Origin of the sequence: Mycolicibacterium aichiense, from assembly GCF_010726245.1 — a bacterium.
Classification (GTDB): Bacteria; Actinomycetota; Actinomycetes; order Mycobacteriales; family Mycobacteriaceae; genus Mycobacterium; species Mycobacterium aichiense.
Genome location: NZ_AP022561.1, coordinates 673,264 through 696,045, shown reverse-complemented (window position 1 = coordinate 696,045; position 22,782 = coordinate 673,264). Strand labels below are relative to the sequence as shown.

Annotated in this window: 24 protein-coding genes; 10 read left to right on the top strand and 14 right to left on the bottom strand. The window is 67.6% G+C overall.

Annotation, left to right across the window (positions count from 1 at the left end; translation table 11 throughout):
- Nucleotides 1–3: 3 nt before the first annotated feature.
- On the bottom strand, nt 4–1,422 hold the full coding sequence (gene purB / locus G6N32_RS03335) for an adenylosuccinate lyase (RefSeq protein ID WP_115317373.1): 1,419 nt from the start codon (nt 1,420–1,422) through the stop codon (nt 4–6).
- Nucleotides 1,423–1,460: 38 nt separating this feature from the next.
- Between purB and G6N32_RS03330 the strand changes: the two genes are divergently transcribed.
- Complete coding sequence (locus tag G6N32_RS03330) at nt 1,461–2,195, top strand: DUF429 domain-containing protein (protein ID WP_115317374.1); 735 nt, start codon at nt 1,461–1,463, stop codon at nt 2,193–2,195.
- Between the two features lie 18 nt (nt 2,196–2,213).
- Here the strand turns inward: G6N32_RS03330 and G6N32_RS03325 are convergent, their stop codons facing one another.
- Nucleotides 2,214–3,212, bottom strand: coding sequence for an SDR family NAD(P)-dependent oxidoreductase (locus tag G6N32_RS03325; RefSeq protein WP_115317375.1), 999 nt, complete (start codon nt 3,210–3,212; stop codon nt 2,214–2,216).
- Between the two features lie 18 nt (nt 3,213–3,230).
- A complete protein-coding gene (locus G6N32_RS03320; RefSeq protein WP_163789522.1) occupies nt 3,231–3,860 on the bottom strand; it encodes a TetR/AcrR family transcriptional regulator in 630 nt (209 codons plus the stop codon).
- Between the two features lie 104 nt (nt 3,861–3,964).
- On the opposite strand from G6N32_RS03320, the gene G6N32_RS03315 reads away from it, so the two are divergent.
- Together G6N32_RS03315 and G6N32_RS03310 are read left to right on the top strand one after the other, a co-directional pair.
- Nucleotides 3,965–4,876: an alpha/beta hydrolase gene (locus tag G6N32_RS03315; RefSeq protein ID WP_115317376.1), complete on the top strand. Its 912-nt coding sequence runs from the start codon at nt 3,965–3,967 to the stop codon at nt 4,874–4,876.
- Between the two features lie 171 nt (nt 4,877–5,047).
- Nucleotides 5,048–6,319: a cytochrome P450 gene (locus G6N32_RS03310; protein WP_115317377.1), complete on the top strand. Its 1,272-nt coding sequence runs from the start codon at nt 5,048–5,050 to the stop codon at nt 6,317–6,319.
- Here G6N32_RS03310 and purD read toward each other — a convergent pair.
- Nucleotides 6,306–7,577 (bottom strand): phosphoribosylamine--glycine ligase, encoded by a 1,272-nt coding sequence (gene purD / locus G6N32_RS03305; RefSeq protein WP_115317378.1) that lies wholly within the window; start codon nt 7,575–7,577, stop codon nt 6,306–6,308. The genes G6N32_RS03310 and purD overlap by 14 nt on opposite strands.
- A gap of 27 nt (nt 7,578–7,604) precedes the next feature.
- The gene (locus G6N32_RS03300; RefSeq protein ID WP_115317379.1) at nt 7,605–9,143 is read right to left on the bottom strand and encodes an acyl-CoA carboxylase subunit beta; all 1,539 of its coding nucleotides are present in this window, start codon (nt 9,141–9,143) and stop codon (nt 7,605–7,607) included.
- 87 nt (nt 9,144–9,230) lie between these two features.
- On the opposite strand from G6N32_RS03300, the gene G6N32_RS03295 reads away from it, so the two are divergent.
- From G6N32_RS03295 to G6N32_RS03285, 3 genes are read left to right on the top strand one after another with little or no spacing between them, the layout of a single operon-like run.
- On the top strand, nt 9,231–10,469 hold the full coding sequence (locus G6N32_RS03295) for a cytochrome P450 (protein WP_115317380.1): 1,239 nt from the start codon (nt 9,231–9,233) through the stop codon (nt 10,467–10,469).
- A gap of 19 nt (nt 10,470–10,488) precedes the next feature.
- Complete coding sequence (locus G6N32_RS03290; RefSeq protein ID WP_172507212.1) at nt 10,489–10,881, top strand: hypothetical protein; 393 nt, start codon at nt 10,489–10,491, stop codon at nt 10,879–10,881.
- A 1-nt stretch (nt 10,882) separates the two neighbouring features.
- On the top strand, nt 10,883–11,515 hold the full coding sequence (locus G6N32_RS03285) for a TetR/AcrR family transcriptional regulator (RefSeq protein ID WP_115317381.1): 633 nt from the start codon (nt 10,883–10,885) through the stop codon (nt 11,513–11,515).
- Here G6N32_RS03285 and G6N32_RS03280 read toward each other — a convergent pair.
- From G6N32_RS03280 to G6N32_RS03270, 3 genes are all read right to left on the bottom strand, one after another.
- Nucleotides 11,478–11,759 (bottom strand): hypothetical protein, encoded by a 282-nt coding sequence (locus G6N32_RS03280; protein ID WP_147291956.1) that lies wholly within the window; start codon nt 11,757–11,759, stop codon nt 11,478–11,480. The genes G6N32_RS03285 and G6N32_RS03280 overlap by 38 nt on opposite strands.
- Nucleotides 11,760–11,904: 145 nt before the next feature.
- Complete coding sequence (locus G6N32_RS03275; RefSeq protein WP_115317383.1) at nt 11,905–13,125, bottom strand: RNA polymerase sigma factor; 1,221 nt, start codon at nt 13,123–13,125, stop codon at nt 11,905–11,907.
- Complete coding sequence (locus G6N32_RS03270; protein ID WP_115317384.1) at nt 13,126–13,824, bottom strand: YciI family protein; 699 nt, start codon at nt 13,822–13,824, stop codon at nt 13,126–13,128.
- 110 nt (nt 13,825–13,934) lie between these two features.
- On the opposite strand from G6N32_RS03270, the gene G6N32_RS03265 reads away from it, so the two are divergent.
- Entirely contained in the window at nt 13,935–14,747 is an 813-nt protein-coding gene (locus G6N32_RS03265) for a helix-turn-helix transcriptional regulator (protein WP_232077462.1), read from the top strand.
- A 49-nt stretch (nt 14,748–14,796) separates the two neighbouring features.
- Nucleotides 14,797–15,624 carry an SAM-dependent methyltransferase gene (locus G6N32_RS03260; protein ID WP_115317385.1) on the top strand — a complete coding sequence of 276 codons (828 nt, stop codon included), beginning with the start codon at nt 14,797–14,799 and terminating at the stop codon, nt 15,622–15,624.
- A 30-nt stretch (nt 15,625–15,654) separates the two neighbouring features.
- Here the strand turns inward: G6N32_RS03260 and G6N32_RS03255 are convergent, their stop codons facing one another.
- Entirely contained in the window at nt 15,655–17,022 is a 1,368-nt protein-coding gene (locus G6N32_RS03255; RefSeq protein ID WP_115317386.1) for an HNH endonuclease signature motif containing protein, read from the bottom strand.
- 47 nt (nt 17,023–17,069) lie between these two features.
- Nucleotides 17,070–17,663, bottom strand: a complete 594-nt coding sequence (locus G6N32_RS03250; RefSeq protein WP_115317387.1) for a CGNR zinc finger domain-containing protein — start codon at nt 17,661–17,663, stop codon at nt 17,070–17,072.
- 99 nt (nt 17,664–17,762) lie between these two features.
- On the opposite strand from G6N32_RS03250, the gene G6N32_RS03245 reads away from it, so the two are divergent.
- Nucleotides 17,763–18,332, top strand: coding sequence for a TIGR03086 family metal-binding protein (locus G6N32_RS03245; protein WP_115317388.1), 570 nt, complete (start codon nt 17,763–17,765; stop codon nt 18,330–18,332).
- Between the two features lie 18 nt (nt 18,333–18,350).
- Nucleotides 18,351–19,217, top strand: coding sequence for a pyridoxamine 5'-phosphate oxidase family protein (locus G6N32_RS03240; RefSeq protein WP_115317389.1), 867 nt, complete (start codon nt 18,351–18,353; stop codon nt 19,215–19,217).
- Here G6N32_RS03240 and G6N32_RS03235 read toward each other — a convergent pair.
- The 4 genes from G6N32_RS03235 to G6N32_RS03220 are packed head-to-tail and all read right to left on the bottom strand — an operon-like array spanning nt 19,214 to nt 22,755.
- Nucleotides 19,214–19,651 (bottom strand): carboxymuconolactone decarboxylase family protein, encoded by a 438-nt coding sequence (locus tag G6N32_RS03235; RefSeq protein WP_083118667.1) that lies wholly within the window; start codon nt 19,649–19,651, stop codon nt 19,214–19,216. The genes G6N32_RS03240 and G6N32_RS03235 overlap by 4 nt on opposite strands.
- A gap of 2 nt (nt 19,652–19,653) precedes the next feature.
- Entirely contained in the window at nt 19,654–20,511 is an 858-nt protein-coding gene (locus tag G6N32_RS03230) for an NAD(P)-dependent oxidoreductase (RefSeq protein WP_115317390.1), read from the bottom strand.
- Nucleotides 20,508–21,260 carry an SDR family oxidoreductase gene (locus tag G6N32_RS03225; protein ID WP_115317391.1) on the bottom strand — a complete coding sequence of 251 codons (753 nt, stop codon included), beginning with the start codon at nt 21,258–21,260 and terminating at the stop codon, nt 20,508–20,510. The genes G6N32_RS03230 and G6N32_RS03225 overlap by 4 nt, the downstream gene beginning before the upstream one ends.
- 28 nt (nt 21,261–21,288) lie before the next feature.
- A complete protein-coding gene (locus G6N32_RS03220) occupies nt 21,289–22,755 on the bottom strand; it encodes an aldehyde dehydrogenase (RefSeq protein ID WP_115318863.1) in 1,467 nt (488 codons plus the stop codon).
- Nucleotides 22,756–22,782: the final 27 nt, after the last annotated feature.

The following is a 22,782-nucleotide window of genomic DNA, read 5'->3' as shown; positions in this document are numbered from 1 at the left end:
GGTCTACAGAATCGCGCCGGGCGAGTATCTGGCGGCGTCGGGATAGTCGCTGACCACGCGGTCCACCGCGACGATCACCTGGTCGACCTGACTTCCCGCCGCCCCGGTGAACGCCGCCTTGTCGGCCAGCGCGGCGTCCAGTGCTGCCCGGTCCAGCGGCAGTCGCTCGTCGGCGGCCAACCGATCCAGCAGGTCGGGTTCGGCACCCTTCTCCCGCATCGCCAGCGCGACCGCCACCGCGTGTTCCTTGATGACCTCGTGCGCGGTCTCGCGGCCCACACCGGCCCGCACCGCCGCGATCAGCACCTTGGTGGTGGCCAGGAACGGCAGGTAGCGATCCAGCTCCCGCTGGATCACCGCGGGATAGGCACCGAACTCATCGAGCACAGTCAGGAACGTCTCGATCTGCCCGTCGATGGCGAAGAACGCGTCCGGCAGCGCCACCCGGCGCACCACCGAACAGAAGACGTCGCCCTCATTCCATTGCGCGCCTGCCAGTTCCGCGGCCATCGACGCGTAGCCGCGCAGCACCACCTGCAGCCCGTTGACCCGCTCACAGCTGCGGGTGTTCATCTTGTGCGGCATCGCCGACGAGCCGACCTGTCCGGGCGCGAAGCCCTCGGTGACCAACTCGTGTCCGGCCATCAACCGCACGGTGTGCGCGAACGACGACGGGCCGGCACCCAGCTGAACCAGCGCCGAGACCACATCGTGGTCCAGCGACCGCGGGTAGACCTGGCCGACGCTGGTGAAAACGGCGTTGAAGCCCAGGAATTCGGCGACTCGGCGTTCCAGTTCGGCCAGCCGGACGGCGTCGCCGTCGAACAGGTCGAGCATGTCCTGCGCGGTGCCCATCGGGCCTTTGATGCCACGCAGCGGATAGCGGTCGATCAGCTCACGAACCCGTTCCAGAGCGATCAGGGTTTCCTCGGCGGCCGACGCGAACCGCTTGCCCAGCGTGGTGGCCTGCGCGGCGACGTTGTGGCTGCGGCCGGCCATCACCACATCGCGGTAGAGCACCGCGCGCTCGGCCAGGCGTGCCGCCACGGCAACCCCGTGGGCATGCACCAGTTCCAGCGAGCGGCGGATCTGCAACTGCTCGACGTTCTCGGTGAGGTCACGGCTGGTCATGCCCTTGTGCACGTGCTCATGTCCGGCCAGGGCATTGAATTCCTCGATGCGGGCCTTCACGTCGTGGCGGGTGACCCGTTCACGCGCCGCGATCGACGCGAGGTCGACCTGATCGAGCACCCGCTCGTAGTCCTCGACCACGCCTTCGGGCACGTCCACACCGAGTTCGGACTGGGCGCGCAGCACCGCCAGCCACAGCCGGCGCTCGGCGACGATCTTGGCTTCGGGCGACCAGATCGCCACCATGTCCGCGCTGGCGTACCGGCCGGCCAGCACATTGGGGATTGTCACAACGCATTAGCTTACGGTCGTCGGGCAAGCTGGCCTGCGTGTACTTCGCCGGCGTCGACCTAGCCTGGGGTGACCGCAATCCGACCGGGGTTGCCGTCGTCGACGCAGGAGGGTCGCTGCGGCACGTTGCGGCGGCCGGCGACGACGCCGACATCCTGGCCCAGCTGGCGCCCTTCACCGCCGGTCCGTGCGTGGTCGCCGTCGACGCCCCGCTGGTGGTGACGAATCCGACCGGCACGCGGCCGGGCGAGACACAGTTGAACCGGGACTTCCGCCGCTTCGAGGCCGGCGCCTATCCGGCGAACACCGGGCTGGCCTGGTTCGCCGACGGCGGGCGCGGTGCGCGACTGTGCCGGGCATTGGACCTGGATCTCGACCCTCGCTCGTCCTCGCCGCGAAAGGCGTTGGAGGTGTTCCCGCATGCGGCGGGCGTGGTGTTGTTCGGACTGGAACGCACGCTGAAGTACAAGCACAAGCCGGGCCGCGATTTCACGCAGTTGCAGGCAGAGCTTCACCGGCTGGTCGGCTTCATCGAAAGCCTGCACGACGCCAGCCCGCCGCTGATGGTCCGCGACGACGACGGTTGGCTCCGCCTCGCCGAGTCGGTGCGCACCGCCACCCGCAAGTCCGAGTTGCGCCGGGCCGAGGACCCGATCGATGCCGTGGTGTGCGCCTATGTCGCGCTGTTCTTCTCGACCCGACCGGGCGACGCCACGATCTACGGCGATCCGGACACCGGTTGCATCGTCACGCCCACGCCGCCGTCGAATTAGGTCCCTGCGGAACGCTTCTCAGGCCCGCAGGCCGGTCCACTCGTCCGGCGTCCCGGTCAGCCTGCTCACCTGTTCCAGCAGGCGCCGCACCGTCACCGGGTTTTCGTGGCGTTGCCAGCCGAATGTGGTCGGCCGCTGGCGGCGGTCATGCCAGAAATGCCCGGGCTTGGACTCCGGCCGGGTGGCGACCAGCCAGACCGCGGTGTCGGCGCCGTCGGCCACGTCGCGCAGCAGCGGCCGGGTGAGGACCCGAAACCGCGGCAGGTACTCGGCCACACCTGGGGTGTCCACCCAGCCGGGATGCATGCTCTCCACCCGGATGTCGGTGCCTGCCAGCCGGCGCGCCCACGAGTCGGCAAGCACCACTTGCATTTTCTTGGTCCGCGCGTACGCCCGCACCCCGTTGTAGCCGCGCCGGAACTCCAGATCGTCGACCACCAGCGGCGAGCTGTACATGCCGCCCGAGGACACCCACACCACCGACGCCCCGCCTGCCGCCCGCAGCAGCGGCAGCAGCCGCTCGGTCATCAGATGCGGACCGAGCACGTGCGTGGCCAGCTGCACCTCATGGCCCTCACGCGTGAGGACGCGGTCCTTGGGCATGAGGCCGGCGTTGTGGACCAGGCCGTTGAGCGCAGGGACCCGGTTGGCGAAGTCGGTTGTCCAGTCCCGCACCGCATCGAGGTCCGAGACGTCGCACACCTCGCCGACCACGTGGGCGCCTGCCACCGATTCCCGGATCGCGGCGCACGACGTCTCCACCTTCTCGGGATTGCGGCCCAGCAGGTGGACCGTCGCACCCAGCGCGGCGAACGAGCGCGCCATCGCCAGACCGATTCCTGCCGTCGCGCCTGCGACCACCACCCGTTTGCCCAGCAGAGCCTGCGGGTCGGCATCCGCAGCCCACCAGTGCCTTCGCAGGCCCGAGCCGATCTTGGTGTAACCCACGACCAGCGCCCGGTCCATCACGCCGTCGAGCAGTTCGGTAGCCGGCCGGGCAAGCCCGGAGAGATCCATGTCTTCGAACGTAATCGCTCAGACCCGGACGGTGCGCTCGTCGATCGGGACCAACACGTCGATCACGTCCATGACCGTGGCCCTGGCCACCTCTCGCGGACCGTCGCCGTCGCTGACCAGAGCCGAGACCACCGACCCGTCGACCGCGTTGACCAGAGCGGTCACCAGATCGGTCCGCACATTGCGGCCCGAGCGTGCCATGGCCGACAGCACGGCGTCGACCCGCTGCCGAGCCAGCCGGTGCTGGATTTCGCGCAGTTCCGGGTGCCGGGCGCAGGCAATGTAGCGCTCGTATCGCGAGATCAGTTTTTCGCTGCTCGCCTCCCCGTCGGGATCGCCGACCAGCAGGTCGACCAACACGTCGGCAATCGCCTCCGCACCGCGCCGCCGACGTGGGAGCGCGTCCACCCGGGCCCGCAGCTGCGCGGTTTCCACCGCACAGATGTATTCGACGGCTTTGAGCACGAGGTCGTCCAGCGAGGAGAAGTAGTAGGTGGTGGACGCCAGCGGCAACCCTGCCCGACGCGCCACCGAACGATGGCGCACCGCTTCGAATCCGCCCTCGCGAAGCAGCTCGGCGGCAGCGCTGATCAGCGCATACCGTCGCCGCTCGCCTTTGGGCGTCATCGCTGCCGTCACGTTCAGCAATGCTGCCAGCAGCGTCAACGGGACATCGCTCTTTGGAGAAGAATCATCACCTGGCATCGCGGTGCCATTAGGCTCGATCGCCCACTCCATGGCGCGATGGCAAGATGGCCCGCATGGCGAACCTGAGCCGTCGCGCAGTTCTGCGACTCGGCGCCGGAGCCGTTGCGGGTGCCGCGGGTGCCTTCGCTGCCGGCCGTGCCCTGGATCCCGCGACTGCGCTCGTACGGCCGGACGTCGCGATGACCGGCGTCGGCGCTCCCCTGGCACCGCCCGCCCCGCTGGAGCCGCCCGCGGCGGGCGCCGCCGCCCCCACGATGGTCACCGGGTCGTTCGTCTCGGCCGCGCGCGGCGGGGTCAACACCAACTGGGCGATCGCCCGCCCGCCCGGGCAGACCACGCCGTTGCGGCCGGTCATCGCGTTGCACGGCAAGGGGCAGGACGCCGCCGGGGTGATGGCCGGTGGCGTCGAACAGGGCCTGGCGCAAGCAGTTCAGGCTGGGTTGCCGCCGTTCGCGGTGGTCGCCGTCGACGGTGGCGGCAGCTACTGGCACCAACGGGCCTCGGGTGAGGATTCCGGGAAAATGGTGCTCGACGAGCTGATCCCGATGCTCGGCAGCCAAGGCCTGGACACCTCTCGGGTGGCGTTTCTTGGCTGGTCGATGGGCGGCTACGGGGCCCTGCTGCTGGGGGCGCGCCTCGGTCCGGCCCGCACGGCCGCGATCACCGCGGTCAGCCCGGCCCTGTGGCTGTCGTCGGGCGCGGCGGCACCCGGTGCGTTCGACGGTCCCGACGACTTCGCCGCCAACACCGTGTTCGGCCTGCCGGCACTGGCGTCGATCCCGATCCGGATCGACTGCGGCAACAGCGATCCGTTTTATTCAGCAACCAAGCAGTTCATCGCCCAGCTGCCCAACCCGCCTGCCGGCGGGTTCTCGCCCGGCGGCCACGACGGCGGTTACTGGAGTTCGCAGCTGCCCGGCGAAATCGCCTGGATGGCGCCGCTGCTCACGGCCTGAGCCACGGCAGGCCGAGATCGACGTTACGGCGCCCGGCACTCGCACTTTCGCGGCGATGTGTCGGTTTCGGCGCACTGCCCGCGGTTGATTGTCTCCCGTTGTGGAATTGTCTACAGTCGCAGTTACTGTCAACCATTCGATAAGTCTCTCGACAGCCCCGGCGAGGAGATCATGACCGTCGAAAGCCCACCGCTGTCCCCGCGGCCGTACCACCCGCTCGACATCTCCGCGCCGGACTTCTGGACCGCCGACTTCGCCACCCGGGACCGCACGTTCGCGCAGCTGCGAGCTGCCGACGGGCTGTCGTGGCATCCGCCGGTGTCCTCGGTGTTCCCCCATTCGGAGACCGGGTACTGGGCGATCACCCGCCACGCCGACATCAAGTACGTCAGCCAGCACACCGACATCTTCAGCTCGGCGCTGGGCATGAGCGTCGACCCGCTGCCCGCCGAGGTTCAACAGGCCACCAGCTTCTTCCTGGCCATGGATCCGCCGGAGCACACCCTGTATCGGCGGTTGATCAGTGGGACGTTCACTCCCAAGCAGGTCCGCCGCATCGAGGCCCAGATCCAGGCCAACGCCGCCGAGATCGTCGACCGGCTGATCGAACGGCTGCGCGACGGCGGGGAAATCGACTTCGTCGCCGAATGCTCGGCGAAGCTGCCGATGCGCACGGTCTCGGACATGATCGGCATCGCCCCCGAAGACCAGCAGGCGGTGGCCTACGCGGCCGAAAGCCTGTTCAGCGCCACCGATGACGACTACGCCTCATTCGAAGAACGCGCCACGCATGCGCTGACCCAGATCGGGATCCTCACCAGTTCGGGAATCGAGCTGGCCCAGCTGCGCCGCCGCGAGCCGCACGACGACCTGATGACCAACATCGTCAACGCCGAGGTCGACGGCCACCAGCTCACCGATGTCCAGATCGGGTCGTTCATGGTGCTGCTGGCCTCCGCAGGAAACGACACCACCAAGCAGACCACCTCACATGCGTTCAAGGCGCTGGCCGACAACCCCGACCAAAAGTCCTGGCTGATAAAGGATTTCGACGCTCGCATCGCCCCGGCGGTCGAGGAGTTCATCCGCTGGGCCACCCCGGTGCTGAACTTCGCCCGCCATGCCACCGCCGACACCGAGCTGGCAGGCACCCAGATCAAGGCCGGCGAGAAGATCGCGCTGTTCTATTGTTCGGCCAACCGCGACGACGCGGTGTTCGACCGGCCCGGCGAATTCGACATGTCCCGATCGCCGAACCCGCACTTCGGTTTCGGTGGCGGCGGGCCGCACTTCTGCCTTGGCGCGAACCTCGCGAGAACCGAGCTGCGCCAGCTGTTCCACCAGCTGCTCACCCGGCTACCGGACGTTCAGGTCGGCGAGCCGGAGTACCTGCACAGCAACGTGATTCACGGCGTGAAGCGGCTACCGGTCAAGCTAGTGTAATGCGCCCCTCGGCGGCCGCCAGCCCGATGTCACTGCGGAAGTGGCTGCCCGGCAACCGGATCGAGGACACGATCTGGTAGGCCTCCTCGCGGGCGGCCGCCAGGTCGGCTCCGGTGCCGACGATCGAGAGCACCCGCCCGCCGGAGGACACGATGGTTCCGTCGTCGCGCCGGGCGGTGCCGGCATGCAGAACGCCGTCGGCCTCCGACCCGGTGATCACATCGCCGACCCGAGGACGGCCGGGGTAGTTCTCGGCGGCCACCACCACGGTGACCGCGTATCCGTCGTGCCATTCGAGCGGGCCTGCGTCGGCCAGCGTTCCGGTGGCGGTGGCATGCAACAGCTGCCCCAGCGGCGATTCCAGCAGCGCCAACACCGCTTGGGTCTCGGGATCGCCAAAGCGGCAATTGAATTCGATGACGGCAGGGCCGGTCGAGGTGATCGCCAGCCCCGCATACAGCAGCCCGGAGAACGGACAGCCACGGCGGACCAGTTCGGCGGCAACGGGTTCGACGACACCGCTGACGATCGCCGACAGCACGTCGGACGGCAGCCACGGCAGTGGCGAATAAGCGCCCATCCCGCCGGTATTGGGCCCGGCGTCGTCGTCGCCGACCCGCTTGAAGTCCTGGGCGGGCAGCAGCGGGACCACCGTTTCACCGTCGACCAGACAGAACAGCGACACCTCGGGTCCGTCGAGGAAGGACTCCAGCAGCACCGGGTGGCCCGAGTCGAGTAGCGAGGCGGCGTGCGCGCGGGCCACGTCGCGGTCGTCGGTGACCACCACACCCTTGCCCGCGGCCAGCCCGTCATCCTTGACCACCCAGGCGGGCTGGGCTGCAGCGGGACCGAAGCGATCCAGCGCGGCATCAAGGTGGGCCGGGTTGTCGACGGTCTCGCTGCCCGCGGTACGGACGCCGGCGGCCGCCATCACGTCTTTGGCGAACGCCTTGGAACCCTCGATCCGGGCGGCGTCCTTCGACGGGCCGAAGCAGGCGATCCCCGCAGCCCGCACCGCATCGGCGACGCCGAGAACCAGCGGCACCTCGGGCCCGATGATCACCAGGTCCACCGCGAGCTTGCGAGCAAGGGCGGTGACGGCTTCGGCTGAGGTGACGTCCACCTCGTGCTGTTCGGCAACGGCCGCTGTGCCGGCGTTGCCCGGCGCGACGGCCAGGAAGTCCACACTGGGGTCTCTGCGCAGGCCCAACAACAGGGCGTGTTCGCGGGCACCGGATCCGATCACGAGGACGCGCACAGGTTCACACCCTATCGCCCTGCCCCACTACCAGGTGTCGACGAACCGCCTCGGTGGCGGGAGTTCGCCGCGCGCAGCGGCGGCGGCCAGGGTCGCGACGATCAGGCCGCGGGTCTCCGCCGGGTCTATGACGTCGTCGACTTCGAAGATCTGGGCGGCGTTGAGCGCTTTGGCGTTCTCCTCCATCGCCGCGGTCGCCTCGGCGACCCGCTGTTCCCGCTCGGGGTCGTCGGAGATGGCTTCCAGCTCCTTGCGCATTCCCAGGCGCACCGCGCCCTCCAGACCCATCGGCCCGAGGTGCGCGCTCGACCAGGCCACGGTCAGCAGGGGCTCGTGCAGGCTGCCGCCGGTCATCGCCTGCGCGCCCAGCCCGTAGCCGCGGCGCAGCACGACCGCCACCAACGGCACCCGCAGAGCCGCGCCGGCGACCAGCATCCGCGACGCCCGCCGCACCAATGCCTCTGCCTCGGCGGCCGGCCCGACCATGTAGCCCGGGCAGTCGATCAGCGAGACGACCGGCAAGCCGAAGGTGTCGCACAGTTGCAGGAAGCGCGCGGCTTTGTCGGCCGCCGCGGCGGTGATCGCCCCGGCCATCACCATGGTGTTGTTGGCGATCACACCGACGGGGCGGCCGTCGACCCGCGCCAGCGCGGTGACCATCTCCGCGGCGAACTTCTCCCGCAGGAACGTCACCGAACCTTGGTCGGCGATGGTTTCGATGACCGGCTTGATCGGGTAGGCGCGCCGGGCGCGTTCGGGAATGACTGTGCGCAAAGTGTTTTGGTCGGCGACGGCCCCCGGCTCGGCGACACCCTGAAAGTAGCCGAGGAGCCGTTTGGCGACCGCGACGGCCTCGGCCTCGTCGGCCACGACGACGTCGACGACACCGTTGGGCGCCTGTACCGAAATCGGGCCGACGGCGTCGGATTCGACCTCGCCCAGTCCGCCGCCGGCGATCATCGCCGGGCCGCCCATCCCGATCGAGGTGTCGGCGGTGGCGACGATGAGGTCCGAACAGCCGGCGATCACGGCGTTGCCCGCGAAGCAGCGGCCTTTGACGATTGCGATGCGCGGCACCACTCCTGAGAGCGCCGCCCACAGTTTGAAGGCCCGAGTCTCGAGCTGTGAGACCGCCGGGTAATCGGTATCGCCGGGCCGGCCGCCGCCGCCCTCGGCGAAGAAGATCGTGGGCAGCCGCATCCGCTCGATGAGCTCGAAGAGCCGGTCTTTCTTGCGATGCCCGACGTAGCCCTGGGTGCCGGCCAGCACCGTGTAGTCGTAGGACAACACCGCGCACGGTTTGCCGTTGACCTGTGCGGTGCCGGCGATCAGCCCGTCGGCGGGGGTGCGGGCGATCAGGTCGTCGAGATCGCGGCGGCGGCGCTGCGCGGCGATCGCGAACCGCCCGTACTCCACGAACGAATCGGCGTCCACCAGGTCGTCGATGTTCTCGCGGGCGGTCCGGCCGCCGGCGGCGTGGCGGCGCTCGACCGCGTCGGGGCGGGCTGCGTCTTCGGTCAGCGCTCGCCGACGCAGCAACTCCGCGAGGTCTGGACGATCCGTCATCGATCGAACCTAACGGGCATACACTCAGCCTCGCGGTGTATGGTCATTGCACAGGTGCGCTACATCACAACTACAGCGAGGTAGACCATGACCGCCGCCAGCGTGTGTCCGTTCGGAGCGGGCTTCGACTTCACCGATCCGGACCTGATCAAAGAGGGCATGCCCGTCGCCCAGTTCGCGCAATTGCGCCAGACCGCCCCGGTCTGGTGGAACGAGCAGCCGCTCGGCGGCACGGTCTTCGACGACGGCGGGTACTGGGTGATCAGCAAGCACCGCGACATCCGGGATATCTCCCGCGACGGCGACCTGTGGTCGACCAACCAGAAGGGCGTCGTCATGCGTTTCGCCGACGACATGACCGCAGACCAGGTGGAGATCACCAAAGCGCTGCTGATCAATCACGACGCACCCGAGCACACCCGGCTGCGCAAGCTGGTCTCGCGACTGTTCACCCCGCGCGCGGTGGCCAAGCTGGAGGAGAAGCTGGCCGACGCCGCACGTGACATCGTGGCCGCGGCCGCCGCGAAAAACACCGGCGATTTCGTCGACGACATCGCGATGCAGCTTCCGCTGCTGGCGATCGCCGATCTGCTCGGCGTTCCGGAAGACGATCGACAGAAGCTCTTCCACTGGACCAACAGCATCATGAACACCGACGATCCGGAATTCAACGACGTCGACCCGATCGAGGCGAACGCCGAGCTGATGGGCTACGCGTACTCGATGGCCGAGCAGCGCAGGCAGTGCCCGGCCGACGATATCGTCACCCGCCTGGTGGAGGCGGACTTGGATGGCGAGTCACTCTCCGAGGTCGAGTTCGCGTTCTTCGTGATCCTGCTCGCGGTGGCCGGCAACGAGACCACCCGTAACGCCATGACCCACGGTATGAACGCGTTCTTCGAAAACCCGGACCAGTGGGAGCTTTTCAAGCGGGAACGCCCGGAGACGACGGCCGACGAGATCGTTCGGTGGGCCACCCCGGTGCACTGCTTCCAGCGCACCGCCACCGCCGACGTCGAACTCGGCGGCGTGACGATCCGCAAGGGCCAGCGGGCCGGCCTGTTCTACAGCTCGGCCAACTATGACGAGGAAGTCTTCGACAACCCGTTCGGATTCAACATTTTGCGTGACCCGAACCCCCACCTCGGTTTCGGCGGCAACGGCGCGCACTTCTGCATCGGCGCCAACCTCGCGCGGATGGAGATCAAGCTGATCTTCAACGAGATCGCCAACCAGATCCCGGACATCAGCAAGCTCGGCGACCCGGAGCGACTCCGGTCGGGCTGGCTCAACGGCGTCAAGCATTTGCCGGTCGCCTATCGCTAGCGCGATAGCATCCCGGGTCATGGGCTACCCGGGCTATCCGCCCCACCCGGCATATCCGGCATATCCGGTACTTCCGGCCAAACCGCCACGGTCAGCGGCCGACCTGACGATCTCGATCATCTTCATGGTCCTGACGGTGGTGGTCGGCGCCGGCGCGGCTTTTCTCGGCCTGTTCTCGCTGGCCTTCCTGGACTACTGCCCGCCGGCGACATGCAGTGTCGAGGGTGCGGTGACCGCGGTGATGACCTCGGTGGCGGTTGCCGCGGCGCTCGGTGTGGTCGGAATCGTCGTCGCGATCGTCCAGCTCGCTCGACGCAAACCAGCGTGGCCCTTCGCCGTTGGGACGTTGGTGCTGTGCTTGACCGTTCTGCTCTTCGGCGGCGTCGCCTACTACTCCGCGGTGGGCGGCTGACATGCGGACACACGGATGGTCAGGAGCCGCGCCCGCCACCGACGAGGAAGCCGTCGCCAGAATCCTGGCGGCGGCCAACAAGGCCATCGACTCACACGGTGCCGACCTCAGCATCGCCGACGTCGCTCGCACGCTGGGTGTCACCCGCCAGACCGTCTATCGCTACTTCCCCAGCACCGACGCGCTGTTGCAGGCCTCGGCCATGGTGGCGGCGACCGGGTTCCTCGACCGGCTGGCCGATCACCTGGCCGGCATCACCGACCCGGCCGACGCGGTGACCGAAGGCATAGCCGCGGCGGTGGAATGGTTGCCTCACGACAAGCACATGGGGTTGCTGCTAGGACCCGAGCGCTCGAGCACGTTCAGCGCCGAGGTCACCTCGGATGTCGCGCTGACGTTCGCGGGTTCGATGCTGCGCCGCTTCGACGTCGATTGGGGCGCAGCGGGTTTCAGTGACAGTGATCTCGACGAGCTCGGCGAACACCTGCTGCGGATCATCCAGTCGTTCGTGCTCGATCCGGGCCGGCCGCCGCGACAGGGTGACGACTTGCGCCAGTATCTGCGCCGCTGGGTCGGCGCGGCATTGCACGCGCCGGCTAGGGAGCCGGTGCGCTCTCCTGCACCAGGGCGTTGACCGGCGCGGAGGTCGCCGCGTGGCCCACCATCTCGCTCGGATCATGTGCAGGCCACACCACGGCGGCGAAGATCGCGCACACCGACACCACCGGCGGGCAGAGCACCGTCACGGTCGTGTCGATGACGCCGGCCCACTTGGATGCCTGACGAACGACCCTGCCGCGCTTGGTCAGCGGCTCCGTCCACAGGCTCAGCATGGTCGGGGCCGTCCACGACTGGTCGTACATCGTCATAGAAGTCACGGCCACTCCTCCCATCCCTCATCGAGGCCCGCGGCGCTCGATTTCACTTCGGTAACACTGGTGCACAAATGTCACATTTGTGACACGGCGCGATAACCGTTTGCGATCTGCGCGTTTCCTTATCGTTGTCTTACCGACCTCTTTGTTATGCGATTGCCCCGCCGCATTCGGCAATCCGACGGCGCAGAAACGCCTTGCCCGGTTCGGAGCCGTTGAGATCGATCGCGTCGCGATACCAGCGCACCGCATCCGCGCGCCTTCCCGCTCGGCGCAACAAGTCGGCCCGCACCGTGGGTACGAGCGCGGATCGGGCCAATCGCGGATCGTGCGCCACCTGGTCCAGAGCCGCCAACCCGGCATCCGGTCCGTCGCGCAGCCCGATCGCGAGCGCCCGGTTCGCCCGCACCACCGGTGAGTCCGTCTGACGCAGCAGCTGGTCATACGCCCGGCAGATGGTCCGCCAGTCGGTCTGCTCCCAGCTCGGCGCGGTCGCGTGCGCGGCGGCGATCACCGCCTGCGGAAGGTAGGGCCCGCTCGCACCTTCCGCACGGCGTAGCCGGTCGAGCCCGCGGGAGATCCGGCCGCGATCCCACCGGGACCGGTCCTGCTCCTCGAGCGGCACCAGCGCACCGTCGGCGTCGACGCGCGTCGATCGTCGCGAATCATGCAGCAGAACAAGCGCATACAACGCGCGGGCGTCCGGTTCGGCAGGCATCAACAGGCACAGCTCGCCGGCCAGCCGGACACCTTCGTCGCACAGCTCGTCACGGATCGCAGACGGTCCGGCGGTGGACCAGTACCCCTCGGTGAACACCGAGTAGATACACGACAGCACGTGCGGGGTGCGTTCAGCCAACAGCTCGGGCGGGGGCACCCGTAGCGGGATGTTGGCGTGCCGGATCTTGCTCTTGGCGCGGGTGATGCGCTGTCCCACAGCAGTTTCGCTGAGCAGAAGCGCGCGGGCGATCTCCGGCACCGTCAGACCCGATATCAGCCGCAAGGTCAGCGCGAGTTGTGACGCCCGTTCGAGGGCGGGATGCGCGCAGGTGAACATCATCCGAAGCTCGTCGTCGCGCACACCGTGCACAACCCGGTCATCGGCGCGTCCATCACCCTGCACGGCCAGCAATTCCTTTCCCGGGCGCACCAATTCGCGACGCAGGCGATCCCTGGCCCGATTACGGCCGACGGTGACCAGCCACGCGCCGGGATTGTCGGGTATCCCGTCGCGAGGCCAGCTCCGCAGTGCCTCCGCGCAGGCTTCCTGGACGGCGTCCTCGGCGATGTCCAGATCACCGGACCACCGCGCGAGCGCGGCCACCGCGGGACCCCACTCCCGCCGGAAGACACCATCCAGCGAACCCATTTACAGCCCAGACACTCCTGCCAGCCGGCGCAGTTCGACGACCGACGCCGGGATCATCGACGCGATCTTCGTCGCCTCGTCACGGTCGGCGGCCGACAGCACGTAGAACCCGTTGGCGACTTCGGCGGCCTCCGCGTAGGGACCGTCGGTCAACACCACGTCACCGTCCCGCACGCGCACCGTCGTCGCCGTCGTCGGCGGGTGCAGCGGCGCCCCGCCGAGGATGTGCGATCCCGCCGCGGCCCCGAACTCGGCGTGCTGAGCCAACCCTCGATCCCATTCGGGCGTGCCGGGCACGTTCACCTCATCGGCGGGTTCGAGAAGCAGTGCCAGCCAATCGGAATCGGTCGTCGGCCGCCCCACCGCATTCCAGTGCACCACCGGCCACACCTCGATCGCTCCGTATTGCGCCGCTGGAATCTGCCGGGCCAGCTGCAGTGCCTCGTCGAGGTTGTCGGCCTCGAACATGTAGTAACCACCGGCCACCTCGGCGCCCTCGGCGTACGGACCGTCGGTGATCACCGGCGCATCCGGTCCGCCGGTGATCCGGACCGCCTCGGCGGCCGGACCCAACGCATCACCCTCACGGATCGCCGCCGACTCGCGGGCGTGGAACTCGGCATAAGCCTGCATTTCCCGGCCTGCGTCATCGGCGCTGAGGGTGCGCTCAGGGGTTTGCAGCAGTGCGAAGTAGTACATGACGACGTCCTCCCAGAGTAGGGCGTGAAACCCTGCTGGTCTCACTCTCTACCTCTACGACGAACAACGCTCCGGGAATCCGACACTCGGTCGGGCATACCCTGGTGATCGTGCAACCAGCGGGTCCAGCCTTGTACCGACCGGGGCCTCCGCTGTGCGACTACATCGACTACATCGGCTACTGGCAGCACGGCGGCGACGTGCCGCATCGCAGCACCGCCCTACCCCGGGGCGCGGTGACGATCGTGATCGAGCTCGGTGAACGGGACCTGGTGGATTTCGCCGCCGTCGGCGCGCCGCCTGGACAGGTTCCTGCAGCGTTCATCACCGGTGCGGGCACCACGTCCTACGTCACCCAGATCGAGCCCGGCCAGACCGTGATGACGGTGCACTTCCGTCCGGGAGGGGCGCGCCCGTTCCTCGGGATCCCGCTGGGTGAGTTGCAGGACCGGTGCGTCGGTATCGAGGACATCTGGGGCACAGCTGCACGGACATTGCGTGAGAGCCTGACTGGAACATCCTCGGCAGCCGATCGCATCACGCTTCTGGAAGGGTTTCTGCTGGGCTGCATCCGTGTTCACGACGATCCGTTGCGGGGCCTGCTGCCGCTTCTCGATGCGGAGCCGTCGATCACCGTTTCCGAAGTCGCTGCGCTGACCGAACTTTCACCGAAGCGGCTGGCCAGTCTGTTCAGTTCACAGGTGGGCCTCGGCCCGAAACCATATCTACGGGTGCGGCGACTGCAGGCCGCGTTGCGCCACCTGGACGTTGGAACGCAGCGCGGTGCGCAGATCGCCGCCGATCTCGGCTACTGCGACCAAGCCCACTTCGTCCGCGACTTCCGCGCCCTGACCGCCATCACCCCGAGCCAGTATCCGAGTCGCCGGTCGAGCCTGCCCAGCCATCTGGACCTAGTCACCTAGGGCGCAAAAGTACAAGCCCCGCCGACATCACAGCTGACACCATCGACGGATGGAAACCAGACCAGATTCGGTCGCCGACACCGGACTGCTGGTGGCCGCGATCCGTGCCCGCGAATCGGTGCGTGATGATCGGCTATTCACCGATCCGTTCGCCGACAAGCTCGCCGCAGAGGCCGGCCACCGAATGCTCGACGCGGCCCTGGCCACCTCAGGTGAGCGCACCACTCTGCAGATCGTGGTGCGCACCCGGTTCTGGGACGATGCACTACTCGATGCCGCCTCATCGTGCCGGCAGGTCGTCCTGGTCGCCGCGGGCATGGACGCTAGGGCGTACCGCCTGACGTGGCCGGCGGGCACCAGCGTTTTCGAACTGGACCAGCCGCCCGTCATCGCGGCGAAGAATGCCGTCCTCGCTGACGACGTCCCGCAGTGCGCTCGCGCACCGATCGGAATGGACCTCGCCGACAACTGGCCGAAGGCACTGCGCAGCGCGGGTTTCGACGCCACCACGCCGACGGCATGGCTGATCGAGGGCCTTCTCCAGTACCTCGACGAAGACGCGGTGCACCGGCTCGTCGAACGCATCGATGCCCTGTCGGTACCAGGGTCGGTGCTCTGTTACGACGTCGTCGGCAAGTCGCTGCTGGCGGCTCCGTTCATGGCCGGGCTGCTGAAATCCATGGCGGACAACGGCGCTCCATGGTTGTTCGGAACCGATGATCCTGCGGAGTTGGTGCGGCCGTACGGGTGGTCGGCGACGGTCACCGATATCGCCGAGCCAGGAAACCAGTGGGGCCGCTGGTACGCACCAGTAACGCCGAACGAAAGCGAAACCGCCCGAGGATATTTCGTCGTGGCCACCAAACGGCGCGCCTGATTCACGCCACAGATTCTCTGCGACGCCGCGTCAGGCGGCGTCGTTGCCCGCATCGTTGGACGGCGGGCCGCTGTCGCCCTCGAGTAACCGCTCGGGGTGGTGGTAGTCGTTGACCCCGCCGCGCAGCATGGGCAGCCCCGGGGGTGGGATCCATTCGGTGCTGCCATCGGGGAGTTGCCGGGTGGTCCAGCCGCCGGTTTCGACGAGTTGGTTATCCGGTGGGCAGGCCAGAGTGAGGTCGTCGACGTCGGTGGTGCCACCGCTCTTCCAGTCTTGGGCGGCGTGGTGCACGCCGCTGTGGTAGCCGGGGGCGTCGCAGCCTGGTCGGGTGCAGCCACGACACTTGGCATGCAACATGATTCGCTGGTCTGCCGTGGCGATGCGTTTGGTGCGGCCCAGCCACAACCCGCGTCCGTCGACGCCGTCGAACAGGGCCAGGTAGTGGTAGGCATGGCTGGCCATCCGGATCAGGTCGGGGATCGGCAGCAGTGTTCCACTCGCGGTGACTGCGTGCCCGGCCTGCGCTTGAAGGTCCTGCACCGTGGCCGTTGCAATCACCGTGACGGGTAAGCCGTTGTGCTGACCGAATTTCGGATCACCGAGCTGTCCGCGCACCAGGGCCTTGAGCGCATCATGCTGACGCTGGGCATAACTGCGGGCATCCCGTTCAGCGACCTGCTCGCTGGGAGTCGTCGTAGGACTGTCCTCGGCCGGGTTGCACATCCCGGGGGCAGCGAACTTCGCCATCCAGGCATCGACGAGCGACCGTAGCTCCGGATCGGCGACCAGCCGCCCCACACTCATTCCATCGACACCCTGCCCACCGCACCACACGAATCCGCGCTTGCGAGCCCGGTCCTCATCAGAGAACGTGCCGTCGGGATTGAGATGCAACGCGAGCCGATGGGCGACCTTGTCCAACTGGTCCGGCCGCAACGCCGTGGCCTTCTGCGCCAAGGTGCGTTCGGCCTTCTCGCGCTCGATCGGCGGCACATGCCCGGGCAGATCGCGGAAGAACTTCTGGATCACCCGCAGATGCTCACCATCCAACTCACCGGCATGCCAGGCCTTCGACGTCTCAGGCAGCACCGGCGGCAACGGCTCACCCGTCAACGCTCGCCGCGGCGCCATCTGCTCGGCGTCCCGGATCCGCCGCCTCGCCTCACGCGAGCTGATGCGCAGCACATCCGCCAGCGTGATCGGCACTGGCGGGCAGCCCTCGAACCGCTCCAGCCGCGCGACGAGCGTATGGGACACCGCGACCTGACGCCGCCGTACGGTCTCCAACCTCTCCAACACTGCGAACCGTTCCGGCGCGTCGAGCATCTCGAGATCGACCGCGGCCAAGGCCTCGACAGCATCGTCGAGAACCCCCAATACCACGTCTATCGAACCCATGTTCGAAACACTACGTCCCCACACTGACAAAAAATCCGAACGCGCGGCTAGTCCGGGCGATGGCGCTGATAGTGCCGAGCCACCCGTGTTCGGTTTGCACAGATGTTCTGGGTGCAGAACTTGCGACGGGCATCGGAGGCGACGAAAAGCATGCTGCACGCCGGGTTTTGACATCTCCGCAGTCGGTCCTGGGCGGGCCCGGTGAGCACATCGATGAGGCTTTCGGCGACTGCGGCGAGCGACAGCCGGTAGGGCCGGTCGGCAGGGGCGTGGCGTGTGGTGATGGCGGCCCATCCGGCCGAGGTCTGCACAAGCGACCGGGTCGAGGGCGCGCAGGCGGCGGCGTCATTGACACGCCCGATCGCAGCTTCGTCGGGCATCACCCCCGCCAGTCGTGCATCCAGGATGTGCCGAATCGCCTGGCGCAGTTCGACGGTGGGCTCGAGCGGTGGGAGCGGACCGCCGGCCAGCCGGTCCTGCTGCAGGCTCCACCACAGCCGATTGGCCTTCTCGTCCGCGAGAAGGTCGACAGCCGGTTCGCGGATGGTGATGAGAGTGTCCGCCAGGTCAACAGCCAGCGGCTCTCCGGCCACGACGAACCCCGCCGCCTGCGCCCTGTGCAGCAGAGACCCTGACTCCATCCGGCTAATGCTAGCAGCGTGTTGACAGCGTTAGGGTGGACGACGTAGAAATACTAACGTCAATATCAATACATAACCGTTAGAAATGAGGAACTGCCGATGGATCCGCTGGACGTGCTGCGTCGCGCCGATCGCCGCCTGGTTGACCTGGTCACCACCCTCGACACCACTGATCTGGGCCTGCCCACCCCGTGTACCGGCTGGGATGTTCGCTCCCTGCTGAGCCATACCATCGCCTCGATCGATGCCTTCGCCGCTGCCGTGGACGGCGGCGAGGGCCCCACCGAAGAGGAGTTGTTCAGCGGCGCCGACATCCTCGGCTCCGATCCCCTGGCCGTGGCGCGCCGTTCCATCGAGCGATCACAGCGGGCCTGGGCGACGATCACCGACTGGCAGCGTCCGGTCACATCGGTGCTCGGTGAGATGCCTGCCGCACAGGCGATCGGAATCGTCACCTACTCGACGCTCATCCACAGCTGGGATCTGGCCGTCGCAATCAACCGGGCCGTCGAATTCGACGAGGCCGAGGCGGCCCTCGCCGAGCAGGTGGGGTCGACGCTCGTGCCGGCTTTGCGACCCCAGGATCTCTTCGGCCCCGAGGTACACACGAATGGCGCGGCCACGCCGACCCAGCGGGTCGTCGCCTTCGCCGGGCGTCACCCCCTCTGACGGGCATGAGGCGTACCTATGACGCATGAAGAGCGGCTCGCCGCTGTGGGATTCCACAGCGGCGAGCTGGCCGTCCAAAGCCGAGCGGGCGTCCGTGCGCGGGCGGCGCGACTCGCACCCATGGCGAGTCGCGGCCGGCTCGGCGCCGGAACCGCCACCTTCCTGGCTTCGGCACGGCTGGCCGTCCTCACCGCGCGCGACCCCGACGGGCAGCTGTGGATTTCGCCGTTGTCGGGCGAACCCGGGTTCCTCGCAGCCGTAACACCGACGCGACTTCACATCGACGTCGAGCTTCCCGATGTGGATCCACTGGCTGCTGCACCGACCGATCAGCCTGCGGGATTGCTGGTCATCGATTTTGCGGCCCGCCGCCGATATCGCATCAACGGACAACTGACGCAACGGGATTCTCTCGGCTTCGCCATCGACGTGGACCAGGCCTATGGCAACTGCCCCAAGTACATCCACCCAGCCGCCCAGCCCATGGCAGACCCCCGCCAGACCGATCGCAGACGGGTCTTCACGGGCGCCGCGTTACGGCCCGAGGATCGCGGACTGATCCGGCGCTCCGCGACGTTCTTCCTCGGCACAACACATCCCACGTCGGGCAACGACGCCTCGCACCGCGGTGGACCCGCCGGATTCGTCCACCCGGAGGCCGGCAGTCTGTGGTGGCCGGATTACCCCGGCAACGACATGTTCAACAGCTTCGGCAATCTGGCCGTGGACCCGAGCGCTGCGCTGTTGTTCGTCGACGGAGGAACCACTCTGCAAGTGTCCGGTACCGCAGAGCTGGATTGGGACGTCGAGCAATCCGACGACAGCCTTCGGACCGGACGTCGGGTGGTCTTCGCCACCCAGCGGGTCATCGCCACGCTCCGCTAGTCGTCGAGCTTCGTGCCGCTGTGCATCTTGAGGGCGTCGTTGACGTTGGCCTTCTTATCCTCGCCTTGACCGGCCTCGGCGGCCTTCTTGCGCTTGGACACGACTTTCGTGACGACTCCGTCCAGCTTCGAGCCCAGCGGGAACCCCAGGTAGTGGGTCAGGAAGATCGCCATCTCCTTGAGCTCCTCGGGGGTGAGCTCCTCGTTGTGCAGGGCGGCGTTGGCCTGGATCTCGGCCAGATCGGAAATCCCGAGCGCGGTGACGACGGTCAGCGTCATGATCCGCTTGTCGCGCATGGACAGTCCCGGCCGCGACCAGATGGTGCCGAAGAGGTGGTCGGCGGTGAGCGCGAAGTAGTCGCCCGGCGAGTCCGGCATCTCCCAGCCGTAGACCTCGTTCATCTTGTCCAGGCCCTTGCGGCGCAGTTCGTCCATCGTCACTCCTTCGTGTATGGGACGCCCAGCCCGGCGGCCAGGTCCCGTAATGCGATCTCAGCCAGAGGCAGTTCCACACCCATTGCCTCGCCGAGGCCGAGCGCCAACTTCAAATCCTTCTCGGCCAGCCCACGAGTGTGCATGAACATGTTGTAGATGAAGTGATCGGGCGCAAGCGGTTTGGTGTCGTCGCGGACCATGATCGCGCCCGGTCCGCCAGTCTGCGCGTCGCTGTGCCGCACCACCCGCCCCAGCTTCTGCAGGTCGATTCCCGCCGCCTCGGCAAGCCGCGACGCCTCGGTCGCGGCGGTGAAGCCGATGTACGTCAACATGTTCCGCGCGACCTTCATCCGGGTACCCGCACCCGGCTCGCCGGCCCGGACCACCAAGGAGGCCCACTGCTTGAACACGGGCTTGACCAGTTCGTACGCCTCGTCGTCGGCACCGACCATCACGGCCAGCTCGCCTTTGTCCGCCGCACCGGCTCCCCCGCTGACCGGCGCGTCGACAACGTGAATTCCCTTGGGGCGCAGCTGCTCGGCCAGCTCGGGCGCCGTGTTCGGATCGATCGTGGAATGGATCGCGATCACGGTACCCGGCTTCGCGTGTTCGGCGAGCTCGGCTACGACATCACGCACCTGCTCGTCGTTGAGCACGGTCACTTCGATGACGTCGGCCACCGCGACGTCGGCGACGCTGTCAGCCAGCGTGGCACCGAGTTCGGCGAGGGGTGTCATGGCGTCGGTCCGGACGTCGAAGACGATCAGCCCGCCGGGCCATTCGACGAGCCGCTTGGCCATCGGTGCACCCTGGTTGCCCAGGCCGATGTAGCCGACCTTGATGTCAGCCGGTGCACTCATGACCGGAAGATCTGTCCGCCGTCGACGTTGAAGATCTGACCGGTGATCCACTTGGCCTGATCGGACAGCAGGAACAGGCACATCCCCACCAGGTCGTCGACTTCACCCATGCGCGACAACGGAATTCCCTTGACGATGTCGGCGACCATTTCCTGCGGGGTGGTGGTGCGGTTGGCCTCGGTGTTGATCGGGCCTGGCGCGATCGCGTTGATCCGGATGTTCTGGCCGCCGAGTTCGGTGGCCAGCTGCTGGGTGAGGCTGTTGACCCCGGCCTTGGCCAGTCCGTAGAAGTTCGAGTACAGCCATGCCGCGGTGGACGATTGGTTGATGATCGCTCCGCCGCCGCGCTTGGCCATCTTCTTGTACACCGCCCTGGTGCACACCAGCGCACCGTCGAGGTTCACACTCATGAATTTCTTGTAGTAGTCCCAGTCGACGGTGATCAGGAAGTCCAGCTTCATCCCGCCGAAGATCGCGGCGTTGTTGACCAGATAGTCGATGCCGCCGAACTCGGCAAGCGTCTGATCGGCCATCGCCTTGGCCGACACCGGATCACTGACGTCCACCGGCAGCGCCAGCGCGGTGCCGCCCTCACCTTTGATACCGTCGGCGACCTTCTGTGCGCCATCGGTGTTGATGTCGGCGACCACCACAGCGGCACCTTCTCGGGCGAGCGCCTCGGCATACGCCTGACCGATGCCGCCGCCTGCGCCGGTGACGATGGCCACCTTGTTGTCGAACTGTCCCATATGAATTCCTCTCTAGTCTGTGGTGCGGTCAGACCGCTGTGGCAATGACTTTCAGCTCGAGGTATTCCTCGAAGCCGGCCAGACCCATCTCCCTGCCGACGCCGGACTGCTTGTAGCCGCCGAAGGGCACGTCCGCGGAGTACCACACGCCGCCGTTGACGTTGACGGTGCCGACCCGCAGCCGATCCGCGACACCCTGCGCACGCTCGGGATCGCTGCTGAACACGCTGCCCGAGAGGCCGTACGGCGAATCGTTGGCGATGTTGATCGCATCGTCGTCCCCGTCGTGGGCGATCACCGTCAGCACCGGGCCGAAGATCTCTTCACGCGCCACCCGCGCGGAATTATCCAGGCCCGCAATGACGGTCGGTGAGATGAAGTAGCCGGTGTCGCGGTCGGCCGGCCGCCCGCCGCCGCACGCGAACCGGCCGCCTTCGGTGATCGCGAGGTCGAGGTAGGACTGCACCCGGTCGCGCTGACGCTCGGAGATGACCGGCCCGCAGATGGTTCCGGGGTTGGTCGGGTCGCCCGCCTTGATGCCGCCCATCGTCGCCGCGGCCGCCTCGACCGCTTCGTCGTAGCGGGCGCGCGGCACCACGAGGCGAGTGGTGATCGCGCATCCCTGCCCGGCGTGCATCGACGCGGTGAACGCCGCCATCGAGCAGGCACCGGCCAGGTCGGCATCGTCGAGCACCAGGAATGCGGACTTGCCGCCGAGTTCCAGAAAGACCTTCTTGATGGTCACGGCGCCGGCGGCCATCACCGCGCGCCCGGTATTCGTCGAGCCGGTGAACGAGACCATGTCGATGCGCGGATCGCTGGACAGCATCGCGCCCACCGAATGGTCGTTCGAGGTGACGATGTTGACCACACCCGGCGGGATGTCGGTGTGCTCGGCGATCAGCTCACCGAGAACCGCGGCACACCAGGGAGTGTCGGGGGCGGGCTTGAGCACGATGGTGTTGCCCGCCGCCAGGGCCGGGCCGAGCTTGGCAAGGTTGATCTGGTGCGGGAAGTTCCACGGCGTGATGGCACCGACCACGCCGACCGCCTCGCGGACGATGGTCCGCTGAGTCTTGATCCCCATCGGCGCCGCGACGCCGAGATCCTGGCGCCACGAATAGTTCTCGGCGGTGTCGGCGGAAAACGAGAGGTCCTCGACGGGTCCTTCCAGTTGGGCGGCCGCGGTCAGCATGCGTGGAGCACCCACCTCCGCCATCGTCATCTCGCGCAGTTCCTCGACGTGCTCCTTCATCGCGTCGCGCAGCTGGCGAATGCCGCGTACCCGGAGTTCGGTATTGGTGGACCAGTCGGTGGTGTCGAAGGCACGGCGCGCGGCGTCGATGGCCCGGCTCATGTCCTCGGCATTGCCGTCCGCCGCGGTACCCAGGACCTCTTCGGTGGCCGGGTTGATCGTCGGGTATCGGCCATTACCGCCCGGCACCAGCTCCCCGTTGATGAAGAGATCGCTGTTCCTGTCCGCCGCAATCGTCATCCCGATTCCCGTCTGCTTCGTTGGACA